Origin of the sequence: Synechococcus sp. R3-13 (genome assembly GCF_047462195.1) — a bacterium.
Taxonomy (GTDB): Bacteria; Cyanobacteriota; Cyanobacteriia; order Thermostichales; family Thermostichaceae; genus Thermostichus.
In genome coordinates this window covers 1-12,354 of record NZ_JANSIO010000230.1, presented here as the reverse complement: position 1 = coordinate 12,354, position 12,354 = coordinate 1, and the positions used below count along the sequence as shown (strand labels likewise).

General features: G+C 59.2%; 14 protein-coding genes. 7 read left to right on the top strand and 7 right to left on the bottom strand.

Annotated features, from left to right (window positions below):
• Window positions 1-34: 34 nt before the first annotated feature.
• Entirely contained in the window at window positions 35-1,018 is a 984-nt protein-coding gene (gene tilS / locus NW856_RS07300; RefSeq protein ID WP_414399666.1) for a tRNA lysidine(34) synthetase TilS, read from the bottom strand.
• A 53-nt stretch (window positions 1,019-1,071) separates the two neighbouring features.
• Window positions 1,072-2,247, bottom strand: coding sequence for an HrcA family transcriptional regulator (locus tag NW856_RS07295; protein WP_414399665.1), 1,176 nt, complete (start codon window positions 2,245-2,247; stop codon window positions 1,072-1,074).
• A gap of 431 nt (window positions 2,248-2,678) precedes the next feature.
• On the opposite strand from NW856_RS07295, the gene NW856_RS07290 reads away from it, so the two are divergent.
• The 3 genes from NW856_RS07290 to NW856_RS07280 all read left to right on the top strand — a co-directional run bounded on the left by NW856_RS07290 (window position 2,679) and on the right by NW856_RS07280 (window position 3,830).
• Complete coding sequence (locus tag NW856_RS07290) at window positions 2,679-2,981, top strand: urease subunit gamma (protein WP_011433938.1); 303 nt, start codon at window positions 2,679-2,681, stop codon at window positions 2,979-2,981.
• 97 nt (window positions 2,982-3,078) lie between these two features.
• Window positions 3,079-3,453, top strand: a complete 375-nt coding sequence (locus NW856_RS07285; protein WP_414332421.1) for an urease subunit beta — start codon at window positions 3,079-3,081, stop codon at window positions 3,451-3,453.
• 122 nt (window positions 3,454-3,575) lie between these two features.
• Window positions 3,576-3,830, top strand: coding sequence for a hypothetical protein (locus tag NW856_RS07280; RefSeq protein ID WP_011433939.1), 255 nt, complete (start codon window positions 3,576-3,578; stop codon window positions 3,828-3,830).
• Between the two features lie 95 nt (window positions 3,831-3,925).
• Here the strand turns inward: NW856_RS07280 and NW856_RS07275 are convergent, their stop codons facing one another.
• Window positions 3,926-6,361: an endonuclease MutS2 gene (locus NW856_RS07275; RefSeq protein WP_414399664.1), complete on the bottom strand. Its 2,436-nt coding sequence runs from the start codon at window positions 6,359-6,361 to the stop codon at window positions 3,926-3,928.
• A 7-nt stretch (window positions 6,362-6,368) separates the two neighbouring features.
• Complete coding sequence (locus tag NW856_RS07270) at window positions 6,369-6,539, bottom strand: hypothetical protein (protein WP_414391046.1); 171 nt, start codon at window positions 6,537-6,539, stop codon at window positions 6,369-6,371.
• A gap of 295 nt (window positions 6,540-6,834) precedes the next feature.
• Here NW856_RS07270 and NW856_RS07265 point away from each other — a divergent pair, with 295 nt between their 5' ends.
• From NW856_RS07265 to NW856_RS07250, 4 genes are all read left to right on the top strand, one after another.
• Complete coding sequence (locus NW856_RS07265) at window positions 6,835-7,239, top strand: NIL domain-containing protein (RefSeq protein WP_011433941.1); 405 nt, start codon at window positions 6,835-6,837, stop codon at window positions 7,237-7,239.
• A gap of 108 nt (window positions 7,240-7,347) precedes the next feature.
• Window positions 7,348-7,569, top strand: a complete 222-nt coding sequence (ndhL, locus tag NW856_RS07260; RefSeq protein WP_414331907.1) for an NAD(P)H-quinone oxidoreductase subunit L — start codon at window positions 7,348-7,350, stop codon at window positions 7,567-7,569.
• Window positions 7,570-7,597: 28 nt separating this feature from the next.
• Window positions 7,598-7,912, top strand: coding sequence for a DUF3007 family protein (locus NW856_RS07255; RefSeq protein ID WP_414399663.1), 315 nt, complete (start codon window positions 7,598-7,600; stop codon window positions 7,910-7,912).
• A 310-nt stretch (window positions 7,913-8,222) separates the two neighbouring features.
• Entirely contained in the window at window positions 8,223-8,774 is a 552-nt protein-coding gene (locus NW856_RS07250; protein ID WP_414399662.1) for a response regulator, read from the top strand.
• A 53-nt stretch (window positions 8,775-8,827) separates the two neighbouring features.
• Here the strand turns inward: NW856_RS07250 and NW856_RS07245 are convergent, their stop codons facing one another.
• The 3 genes from NW856_RS07245 to NW856_RS07235 all read right to left on the bottom strand — a co-directional run.
• Window positions 8,828-9,889: a sensor histidine kinase gene (locus tag NW856_RS07245; RefSeq protein ID WP_414399661.1), complete on the bottom strand. Its 1,062-nt coding sequence runs from the start codon at window positions 9,887-9,889 to the stop codon at window positions 8,828-8,830.
• Between the two features lie 586 nt (window positions 9,890-10,475).
• A complete protein-coding gene (locus tag NW856_RS07240) occupies window positions 10,476-11,246 on the bottom strand; it encodes a DUF2993 domain-containing protein (RefSeq protein WP_414399660.1) in 771 nt (256 codons plus the stop codon).
• 83 nt (window positions 11,247-11,329) lie between these two features.
• Window positions 11,330-12,354, bottom strand: a 1,025-nt coding sequence (locus NW856_RS07235; RefSeq protein WP_414399659.1) for a VWA domain-containing protein, incomplete at its 5' end; no start/stop codon positions are given.

Below are 12,354 nucleotides of genomic sequence, written 5' to 3'. Positions count from 1 at the left end.
GCTTCCCTTCGGGGAAGTGGAATTAATGGAAAAATTAATGGAAACAAACCAAGTGATCCCCTTTCACTTCCAGCCAGTGCCCACCTGGATAATCGGGGCTACGGCTGCCTCGGTCTGCTTTTAAGAGCTGGATCCCGGCTTCTACCTGGTCAAAGGTGGGGTGGTGGGGCAGCACCAAAGACAAAAATTGAAACATCACCTGCCGCTGCAGAGCCAAGGGGGCAGCCCGCAAGGGATCCCGTCGCAGCCCTGGCAAAGCGGGCTCATACACCTGCTGCCATAGCTGAGCTGCTTGGGCTACCACCAGCTCATGTTCTGCTTGCAGCAGTGTGGCAGCCCGATTCAGGGCCGCTTCCAGTTGCGGATTAAAGTGCTGCTTCAAGTAGGGCATCACCTCTAGGCGGAGGCGGTTGCGGCCATGGGCCAGATCTTGGTTGCTGCGATCCGGCCAAACTGGCAATTGGTGCTGTTGGCAAAATTGCTCGGTTTCCCAACGGTATAGCTCCAGCAGGGGTCGCACCACTTGGGCAGAGGTGGGATCCCGGTCGTCTAGGTGCCGCTGCCAATCCAGGCTGCTCAGCCCGGCGGCTCCTGTTCCCCGCAACAAGTTCCACAAAAACGTCTCTGCTCGATCCGTGGCCGTATGCCCCATCACCACGGCGCTGCAATCCCAGATGCGGGCCCATTTGTCCAGTTGTTGGTAGCGCCAAGCCCTGGCCCCTGCCTCATCTCGGCGGATGGGATCCGCAGTCTCAACGGCATGAGGCAGTCCCTGCTGCTGCAGCCACCCCTGCAAAAAGCGAGCACACTCCGTTTCATCTGCCGACCAGCGGTGATCGCAATGCAAAACGAAGAGCTGCCAGCCCCAGCGAGGCTGTAGATCCCGCAGGATTTGGAGCAGGCAAAAAGAATCTTGCCCGCCCGAAAAAGCCACCAGCAGCCGCTGGCCAGGGTGAAGAAGTTGCCGCTGCCGAATGGCGCACTGTACCCGCAGGTGGAGAGGAGAGAGCCTGGCCACAGCTTGTTATTGCTCAGGTGCAACCCAGACCCTGCCTGCCTTCATGGGATCCCTTAGGCAAGAGCCCGGGTCAGATGAGAGGCCACCGCCTGCACAGCAGCAATGCTGCGTTCGTAGGCCATTCGGGTCGGCCCCAGCAAGGTGACGGTGCCCAGAGGAGCCGAGCGACGGTGGTAAGTGGAGGCGATAACCGTGCAGTGGTGCAGAGACTCCAGTGGATTCTCGCTGCCAATGTAGATGATCACCGGGATCTTGGGGGCAGGCTGTCCTGACTCTTGATCTTGATCCATCTCCGTTGAGCTCGGCAGAGGAGGCAGATGCGCCAACTGCGGATCACCCCCATCGGCAAAATGGAGCCCGATCATCCCCTGCAGTTGCTTGGCTCCCTCCTCGATCAACTGCATCACCGCCTGCACCTGCCGGGCCTGGGAAAACTCCGGCTGACGCATCAACTCGGCCATGCCGGCACTGAACACCTGTCCCAGCGAGGGCTGCAGATACCGTTGCACCACCGAGCGCAGCAGTTGCTGCAGCCAATGGCTGTAGGTACGAAATTCTTCATCCAGTTTTAGCCAGCTCAGATCTTGCAGCTCGGCAAAGGTTTTGCCCCGCAGCTTCAGGGTGAGAAAGTTGCTGAGCAATTGCAATTCATCTTCCAAATCCTCTCGGGAGTCGCTGGGCCAGTCGGGGGGGCTGACCAGAGCTGAATGGGTTTGATAGGAGTCGGTTACCACCAACACCATCACCCGCCCTGGCGCTACCGACACCAACTGCACATGATGAATGGCTACCACCGGCCCCTGAGGAGGAGTGATGAGAGCAATGCAACCGCTCAGATGGGCCAAAAGCTGAGCTACCCTTTGCAGGAGGCTGTCTAGGTCGTCTCCCAGCTCACGGCCAAGCTGATCCATCAACTGTTGCAGAGCGGGATGGGGATCCGGCTGAGGAGCATCGTGGGGGATCCCACCGCTGTTGGCGGAGGTCAACAAATCGTTGACATAAACCCGATAGCCAAAGTCGGAAGGAACCCGTCCGGCGGAGGTGTGAGGCTGAAACAGCAATCCCACTTGCTCAAGGGTGGCCAGGTCGTTACGAATGGTGGCCGTGCTTACCCCAAAGTTATAGGACTGGGCCAAGGTTTTGGAACCGACAGGTTCAGCCGTCGCAATGTAGCTGCGCACCGTCGCCCAGAGAATCTTCCGCTGGCGGGGAGTCAGTTCGAGTTTCATAGCCGATCAAAAGAACCCAGTCAACACCTATCTATCTAAAGGGAAGTGCTAAACAGAGCCGGTAAATTGCTCCAGGATAAACCAACTCAGAGCTGAGATAGGAATCCAGACAGACTTTTACATCTTCTAATCTATATGCATCTATTGTTACTCTTTATATAGCGGGTTGCCTAGGAAGGAAGTTGCAAAACCCGATGTCGGAAGAGGTTGAGACTGCTGCTTGTGCAGGAGAGAGTGAAATCTCTTGTAGCCTGGGCTCCCCTTTTTTGCCCAGAGGTGGTAGAAGATGAACTACGGCTAGCCACCTTGTTGCGTAGCAACAGTCCGCTGCGCCAAGACTGGGGATTTCTGCGCATGAGTTCGGTCAACTCTAGGCCAACTGGGCCTGCTGCTGTCCTCTTTGTATCCTTTTTTATCTTTGAGGTTGTCCCATGTACTTATCCCCCCAGGAGAAAGACAAGTTGTTGATCTACCTGGCTGCCCAGTTGGCTCGGGATCGGCGGCAGCGGGGCCTCAAACTCAATTACCCTGAGGCGGTGGCCTACTTGAGCGCAGCAGTCTTGGAAGGGGCGCGGGAGGGGAAAACAGTCGCCCAATTGATGAGCGAGGGGCTGACGTGGCTGACCCGCGAGGACGTGATGCCCGGGATCCCAGAGATGATCCCGGAAATTCAAGTGGAGGCTACTTTCCCCGACGGAACCAAGCTGGTTACCCTACACCACCCCATTCGCTAGGGATCCCCCAGATGCTCCAAAGACCCAGAGACTTCAGGAGGTCGTCCCCATGGCTCGCCAATCCAGAACCAACCCTGCTGCCAACGCAGAGCCGGCCCTGATCCCAGGGGAACTGTTGCTGGCAGAGGATCCCATCCAAGCCAACGTCGGACGGGCCACCGTGACCCTGGAGGTTACCAACCGAGGGGATCGGCCCATTCAGGTGGGATCCCATTTTCACTTTTTTGAGGTGAACCGAGCCCTGGTTTTCGATCGCGCCGCCAGCTTTGGCATGCGCCTCAACATCCCTTCCGGCAACGCGGTGCGTTTTGAGCCAGGGCAAACCCATCGGGTAACGCTGGTGGCTTTGGGGGGCAAGGGGTTGGTGCATGGCTTCAATCGGCTCACGGAGGGCACGATACGCTCCGCTGCCCAGAAGCGGCTGGCTCTGGCCCGATTGCAGGAGTGGCTGGGTGAAGCAGCCCATCCGTAGGGGGAATATGCCCCCCTCAAGTGTGCAGCTTTGGGCAGCGGTGTCAAGGCTCAACCCCATCCCCGTCTCTGCTCAGATTCAGGACAGTAGGGCTATCCTATTTCTCCTCTAGGAGCTGACAGATGTCAGAGCGCGAGACTGTCTTGTGGATGTGGGTGCAAGGCTTGGGGCTAAATCTTTCTGGGTTGGCGCTGTTGGCAGCAGCAGGCGCCGCCTTTGGGCCTCTCAGTTGGACAGGTGCAACGGTGGCGGTGATGTTGAAGCTCATTGGGGATAGCCAACTGGTGCGGGGCTACTGGCTCTGGCAAAGCCAGCGGCAACAGAAGGGATCCCAGCCCGTCAGCTCAGCAGCGGCAGTGCTCCACAGTCAAGCTTGAGACATTGCCCGGCACTTGTCCGGTCTCCGACTCGAGAATGCCAACGCGACCACCCCTACTCCCTTCTGGCACTGGCAAGCCTCACTGTACAAGCCTCACTGTAAATGAGCCACGGTCACTCCAGTACCGCCGTCTTCGGGATCAGCGGCTGAAAAACGCTGAACGCGCGGGTGATTTTGGAGATAAGCCTGGACGCCGGCTTTCAGGCGCCCTGTGCCGTGGCCGTGGATGATCCAAACCGGGCCGGGAGGAGCTTGGGCAAAGTGCTGTTCCAGAATGGCCTCAGCATCAGCAACGGTTTTCCCCCTCAGATCGAGGGTGTTCTGGCTGGTGCGCAGGTTCAGGGGAGCGGTGGCTGCAGGGGAGGGAGGTGGGGCTTTGGGGCGTTGGCGTTGCTTAGCCTGGTGTTCATCAATGGGATCCAACTGCCCCCGTGGCACTGTGAATTTGAGGATGCCGCTGCGCACTACATATACATCTCCTTCGATGGCGATCACTTCCCCCGTCTGCCCCAAGCCTCTCAGCCGCACCCGATCTCCCACCTCTGGCACAAACTCCATATCCACAGGCGGCGGTGGGGGAGAGTAGCGCTGCTGGATTTGCGCCAGCTCGGCAGTAATGCGTTGGGGATCCTCTCCCTGCTGCAATTTGCGGATGGCGGCAGCCACTTCCTGACGGGCAGCAGCCAACAGGGCTTGCAGTTCTTGGTTTTGCTTCTGCTCCAGCCGGGCTTCTCGCTCGGCGATTTGGCGGCTGCGCTGCTGCATTTGTTGATGTAGGCTCTCCAGCTCTCGATGCAGGGATCCCACCTGGGCCGCCCGCTCTTCCAATTGAGCCCGCTGCGCTTCCAGGCCGGCAATGACCCTATCCACCTGGCTTTCCCCTTGCAGGTGCCGCTGGGCCCGCCGCAGAATCTCTGGATCCAACTGCAGCCGTTGGGCAATGGCCAAGGCGTTGGAGCGGCCTGGGATCCCCCACAAGAGGCGATAGGTGGGGGCCAGGGTGACCTCATCAAACTCCACCGAGGCATTTTCAAAGCAGGGATGTTGGTATTTCAGGGCCTTCAACTCGCCGTAGTGGGTGGTGGCCAGGGTGAGCAGCGCCTTTTCCGAGAGATACTCCAACAGCCCAGCCGCCAGGGCAGCGCCTTCGGTGGGATCCGTGCCCGCCCCCACCTCATCCAACAGGACAAGGGCCGGCTCTGGAGTGGACTGCAGGGCCTGTACCATGCGGCTGATGCGGCGGATGTGCCCTGAAAAGGTGGAGAGATTTTGTTGCAGCGATTGTTCGTCCCCAATGTCGGCGTAAACCCTGTCGAACCAAGGCAGTTGGGGCGGATCTTGAGCCGGCAGGAAGATCCCCGCCTTGGCCATGAGCACCAACAGCCCCAGGGTTTTCAAGGCAACGGTTTTGCCGCCGGTGTTGGGGCCGGTGATGACTACGACCCGAATCGAGTCCGAGAGGGTGAAGTCGATAGGGACAACAGCAGAGCCTTGACCCTCCGAAGGGGCAGCGGCGCGAGATTGCCAGAGCAGCAGGGGGTGCTTGGCCTGACGCAGGCGCAATCCTGCCGAGACAAACTGGGGACGATTGCCGTCCAGCCAGAGGCTGTAGCGACCCCGAGCCAGAGCCACATCCAACCCCACCATCACCCCCTGCAAATGCTCCAGATCGGTGGCGACGGAGGCCACCTGAGCCGAGAGCGCGGCTAAGATCCGCTCTTCCTCCGCCTGAATCTGAACTTGGGTTTCTCGCCAGCGGTTGCCCAGTTCCACCACGGCGTAGGGCTCCACATAGAGGGTGGCCCCACTGGCAGAGCTGTCATGCACAATGCCGCGGATGAGATCCCGATGGGTGGCCTTGACCATCAGGACAAACCGTCCCTGCCGCTGGCCGATCAGGTTGTCCTGCAGCGCCTGGGGGTACTGGCTCATCAACTGTTGCAGGCGCTCCTGGATCTGGCTGCGCTGTTGCCGTTGCTGCTGGCGCAGATTGGCAAGGGTAGGGCTGGCGCTGTCCCGCACCTCACCATGCTCCTCCAGGCAGCGGAAGATCTCCTGCTCCAGCTCCGGGTAGGTGCGCAGGTTGCTCACCCAGGCCTGCAGGTGGGGCAGATGGTCATGATCATCGATCAGGCGGCGGATGCGGCGGGCTGCCCCCAGAGTTGTAGCGATCTGCACCAGCTCTTCCCCGCTCAGGATCCCCCCCCGTTCGGCCCGTTCCAAAGCCGGCAGCAAGTTGTGGATCCCTGCCATAGAAAGTCCCCCGGCCTGTGTGCAATCGAGGCGGATCGCCTCTTCCGTCTGCTCAAGGTAGGCTTCGCTGTCGGCGCGGCTCTGCCAGGGATCCAGCTCTAGGCAGGCGCGGCGGCCCAAGGGTGTGGCCGCAAAGGTGGCCAAGTGTTGACAGAGGCGGGGCCACTCCAGCAATTCCAAGGTTTCTTGCCGTTCGCCTTGGCAGGCCGTAGGCCTTGGGGAGGGATCGGGCTTGGAGAAGACTGGCAGCGGGTGCAAGGTGGGGACGGTGGGCATTAACCATTCAGCGATGCAAAGAACCCTGGAGACGCAGTTGCTTCATCTCCTGCAAAAACTGCCGTTGGTACTTGAGGAAGGCCGTGTGCCACTCGCGGAAGCGACGCTCGCCATCCCGCACCAGCATCTGCCGGTACTGCTCTGAGTTGAGACGGGGCTGAGCAAAAGATGGGTTCATAGGGATCGGGGACGCTCTCCATCCTATTGTGGCAGGCTCTGGGTCGGCTTCCACAGATGGCTTTTGGTGGGAGGGGCGTGCCGATGACGGTGCCGTTGCCTCACGCGCTGCCTCTGGTGATCTTCCCAAGAAGCTGAGCTCACCGAAAAACTGGGTTCAAAGCCCCGCCCTACCGCTGTGGGGTTCGCCTTGGGTGTCCTGTGGAGGGTGGAAGTGAGCTGCATTCACGGCCAAACTGAACCTCACAAGCTTGCCATACTGAAGGAAGTTGCTGCACTCAAAACACTCAAGATCCGTGCGCAAACGAGTCACCCTCATTTTCCCCCGCCATTTGGTGAATGTGCCTCTCACCTATCGGTTGGCCAAAGACTTCGATGTGGCTGCCAATATTGTGCGCGCCAGGGTAGCCCCCAACGAAGTGGGCACTTTGGTGGTGGAGCTGTCAGGGGATATCGACCAGGTGGAAGCAGGCTTGGAGTGGGTGCAGTCTTTGGGCATTGAGGTGACTGAACGGGCCAAGGAAATTCAAATCGACCCAGACTTGTGCGTGGACTGTGGATTGTGTACGGGAGTTTGCCCAACCGAGGCCCTGAAGATTTCTGCTCCCAACTGGAAGCTGGAGTTCTCCCGCAACCGCTGTGTCATGTGCGAACAGTGTGTTGCCACCTGCCCCGTTGGGGCGATCAGCACCAGCTTGTAGTCAGTTTGTGGTCAGTTGGCTGAGTTACGAACTCCCCCAAGCTGACAAATCCCTTTACAATCCTGTTAGATTTGTTGGACATAGGTCTAGCTGCGGAGCGCACTCGACATGGCTTCTACTACATCGTTGATTGGGTTAACTTATGCCGGTTTGGCTGTTCTCTATTTGCTGGTGCTGCCTCTGTTGTCTCTGCTGTACGTGGACAAACGCTGGACTTCAGGCAGTGCTTGGGAAAAGGTGCTGATGTTTTTCTTGGTCTTGTTTTTCTTTCCCGGCATGGTGCTCTTGGCTCCCTTCATGACGTTTCGGCCCAAGCCTCGGTCGCTGTAAGGTCAGCCGTTTGTCGATCCACTGAGCCATGCGCAGATTGGACGTTCTTGGCATAGGCTTGGCCCTGCTGCTGGGGGGAGGGATCCTCTACGGCCTGCTGCTTTGGGCGGGCTTGGATACGGGGGCCGCGCAGCAGATATCGAGCGTGGTGCTCCTGCTGGCTTGCTTGGGGTGGACTTTTGGCTACCTGAGGCGGGTGCTGCGGGGGGAAATGACCCTGAAGGCTCAGTGGGCCAGCTTTGAGACCCAGCAACTTCAAGAGAAACTCCACTCGCTGTCTCCGGAAGAGTGGCAGGCCCTGCAAGCTGAATTGGAAAGCGAGAAAGAAGGGATCCCAGATTGAATTGAGCAAGACAAACGTTGAGGCCGTCGGACAGGCCGCACCCAGAAATGGGCTGTCGGCTGCTGGGGATCCGGATTTAATCCGGATTTAATTTGTAGAGTGTTGGGCCTAAACAGCAGCACTTGTATATCCGGTCACCATTTGCTCCTCTTAAGGATGCTACATTGCGCCTTGCACAAGATTCTGACGTATAACGGATCATCAAGTGGTGCAAGCCTTCGCCTTCCCTTCTACTCGCATATCTCCATCCACTGTGAGAAAAACCATACTGCTAGCTCAGGGCCAGCCCTCGCAAATTCATCTCTGGAAGTTGGCGCTGGAGTCTCAGGGGCACTCTGTGGTGCCGATTTCCCCACTTGAAGATCTGCTGGAGGCGGCAACAAGCCAGCCTCTGGATTTGGATCTGATGGTGGTGGACATGACGACGGGGCTGTTTAACCCCTATGCCTTTTGTCGAGAGTGTCAAAGCAAGCTGCCCAACATCCCTGTGATCCTGACTCATCACCCCCGCCGCCACATCGAGCCCGCAGAGCGGCGCTGGGCAATCTACCAGGGGGCAGCAGATGTGATCCCTGGCTTGGCAGAGGCCGACGATATTCTCCACTCCCTCGAACGAATTTACGAGGCTGCCAGGTGGTTTTTGCCTATTGACACGGCGGCACTCTACAGGGCTCTGGAGCAAGCGGGCGTATGGCCTGGGGAGGTCAGCCGTACATCTTCTTCCACCACTCCCCCGCAGCCGATCGCGCACTCCCCCACCGCCCCTCCACAACCCATCACGGCGGAAGGGGATCCAGGGCAGAAAGACTTGACCCCGCAGGTGAAGTACCGATTGATGTACCGGGGTCGCCCTGTCGGTTGAGCACGTTTTCTCGCACTGTCTTGCTCTGCCAGGGTTGAACTGCTAAGAGAAGGTCAGCGCAACACTAGGGCTAGAGTAGCCCCTTGGGATCCCGTCTCGACCAACCGCAATTCCCCTCCATGGGCCTGCAGGATACGCTTGGCGATGTATAGCCCTAGACCTCCTGAGCCGGTTGGGTAGTGGTGGCCGGCAATGTGAATGGGCTGGGTCACATAGGGTTGGGCCAACTCTTCCAGAGGGGCGGGTAGGCCGGGGCCATCATCCTGCACCTGGATCTGGCGGGGGCTGACAGTGAGCACCACTGCATGGCGTGCATAGCGCAAGGCGTTGTCCACCAGATTCACCAGCGCCCGCTCCAGCTCTGCCTCATCGGCGTTGCCCCACCCTTCTCCTTCGACTCGCAGATCGATCCCCCGCTCCTGGGCCAGGGATCCCATGCGCTCGGCCACCTTTCTGGCTAGGGATCCCAGATCGCAAGGCCGAGGATGCAGCTCGATCTCTCCCCGCTCCAGGCGGTGGGCCTCCACCATTTTCTGCACCAGCGAGAGATTGTGTTGGTTTTCCTGCAGGATGCGATCCAGCAGAGCGCGACGTTGCTCCGGATCGAGCTGTTGATCCTGTTTGAAGGCGCTCAGCAGGTGCCCAAAGGCGATGAGGGGAGTTTTGAGGTCGTGAACGAGGGTAGCGGTAAAGGCTTCTCGCCGCATTTGGTCGATCTGGATCTGGCGCAGCAACTGGGCAAAGGCCTGCCGCAAGATCAGGGCTTCCTGGGGATCCCCGGGGCGGAGCAGCAGATTCCAACGGGCAGGCTGGTTGATCAAGGTTTCCAAATGGGCCAACTCGCGGGCCAGCAGGGTGAGGGGGCGCAAAATCATGGAGGACAGAGCATAGCCCACCACCGCCGATAGCACCGCCAGCAACGGGATCCACAGCAGCAGCAGAAGGATCCCTTCAGTGCTGAACTGCGTGTCGGGCCAGATCCACTGCACCGACAGGATGAAAACCAAGTTGGGGACAAACGAAAGGCTGGCAATGACCAATGCCACCTGGGTGCGCAGGCTGTGGGGAAAGCGGCGGCGCCAAAACTCAAGTAGGCGGAGTAGTTGCTGTTTCAAACTCGGTGTGCTCGCTTTGACAAGACCTGCTTGAATAGTGAACCAACCGTAGGCAAAGAATAAACATCCCCTCACGGTCAAGGCTGAAGAGTTCTTTCCTAGGTCTTAGAATGACCGTTATGTCTTGAGCCACTTCATCCCCATGAATAAAGAAGGATGCCGTAACCCCAGCTTTTAGGATACCCAGCTACCCCATTCTTTAGAGAAGCCGCGCCGTATTCCGGTTGGCAAAGCTGTGGACATCACGGCAAAGAAAGACAGCTTGATCCCCAGGCGTAACCAACGTTGAGCAATCATAGTCGTTTCAGGTTAGGGTGAGGCGCCTGGGCCATTGAGAAAAGCCTTTGGCCGCATGCATTATTGCTCGGCAACGCTGACGCGATGACGCGACCAACGTTTTGGGTGTAGTGTCCCAGTTTGGGTCAAAGGACTACAAGTTCAACAGATCAAGATCGAGGGGCAGAGCGGAGCTCTCAAGCTCCTGAGGCATGAAAAAACCTCTGGGAGTCTGTCCGTGTTTCGACCCCAGAGGCTTCTTCTCTTCACTCCTCACCACTATTGAGCGTAGCCGCCCTTCCAAAGGCTGTCAAGCACTTTCCCATTGGGGTTGGCGTGTGGGAAATTGCGCTAGGGTGGCGCTGCCGTATAGGATCATCTGCTGGGGCTGTAAGTTCACCCGGTCTACCCGCAGCTCAGTGCCGCGCAAGGCCAGCCGATCCAAATCCAGAAGCCCATTCAGGCAATCTACCAAGGCCCGGCTCAAGGCCAGCTCCTCTTCTGTGCCGCCTGCAAACACCGGATCTGTAAAGCGGATGCGACGCCGCTCCAGCACCTCAACTTGGGCGGAAAAACCGACGCGGAAAGCCCTGGCTTCTCCCTGCTGTACGTTTGCCTGGAATTGCAGTCGTCGCGCCGGGGTGATGCTGATATGGACGTGATGGAAGGATAGGGGGCTGCCATCCTGTCCCACCAGGGCCAGCCTGTTCAGCACAAAAGGTGTGTTAAACGATTGCGCCAGATCGTCTTCGCTCAGCACCACGCGCATTGTGGCCTGTACTGGCTGGCGCAGCTTGATCTTCCCCTGCCAAATTTGGCTGAAATCGATGGCCACCGCATTGCAGAATAGCTCCAGAGCCGAAAGCCTCAGGCCGTTGTACATCTGCAGATGCTGGCCCAACAGTTCAAAGCTGTCGATACGACCCTGCAACAATTTGGCAACAGGCTCCACTCGCACGCGCGCCTCCAGCCGCTCTGCATGCTTAAAGAGGGCACGAATGGCTGCGCCTACCCCTCGGCTAACCCAATCGACAGCCATGGGATTTTGCAGGGAAAGTTGGGGCAGGAGTCCTGTAGCCATGGGAAAAGGTAAAGAGCGCCTACAGGGATCATAACCAACCATTAAGAAAAGTTACAACCTTTGCCAACGGAGAGGCTGTTCTCTCAGGGGTAGGTGCGTCCCTCCTGCATAGCCGAGCGGGCCACGGCTGCGATCCCCTGGTCGGTGGCGCGGGGCAGATGAAAGTACCGTCCGCCCGCCAATTCCGCCAGTTCGGCGCTGAAGCCGGTGGTTACAAAGCGGCTTTGGGAATCGATCAAAAGCAGCTTCAACCCCAGGGCGCGGATGCGCAGGGCAATCTCCCGCAGCTCTTGCTTGAGGTCGATGGGATCCGCTCCCAACTGGCTTTTGCTGTCGCTCCGTCCCAAGGAGCGGCTGAGGGGAATGTTGGCCCGGCCATCGGTGAGAGCCACCAGCATCACCTGACCTACATCGCCAGCGGTGCGGGCATTGACTCCCATGCGCACGGCTTGGGTGAGGGCATGGGCGAGAGGGGATCCCCCGCCGCAGGGCAGAGATTCCAAACGGCGGCGGGCCAGCTCAATGGAGCGGGTGGGGGGCAGCAGCACTTCGGCAGTTTCTCCACGAAAGGCGATGAGGGCCACCTTGTCGCGGTTCTGGTAGGCTTCTGTGAGCAGGCGCAGGGCCGCTCCTTTGGCCGCTTGCATGCGGTTGAGGGCCATGGAGCCGGAGGCATCCACCACAAAGATCACCAGGGCTCCGGCCTTGCGAACCAGCTTTTTGGCGCGGATATCGCTCGGTTCCACGACGACGGCGCGTCCCGGTTGTCGCTGGCGGCGGCTCTTCTGGTAGGGAGCAGCGGCTCGCAAGGTGGCATCGACGGCAATGCGGGGGTTGGATCCCTGGGGCAGGATGGGCTTGATGTAACGGCCCCGGTCGGCGCTGAACACCAGGCTGCGGGATCCCGTTTTCCCCTGTTGGTTGAGGGACTGGGCAAAGGCCAGCAGGCGCGGGTCGAGGGCAATGCGCTCCGGCTCGAAGAAAAACTCTTCCGGCAGACTCAGGTTTTCCGGTTGGGGATCCGTTTCCTCTCTATCTTCCCCATCCTTGTCGGGATCCGGCGGCGGGGGATCCGACTGTTGGGATGGTGGCGGGGGGGGAGGGGGGG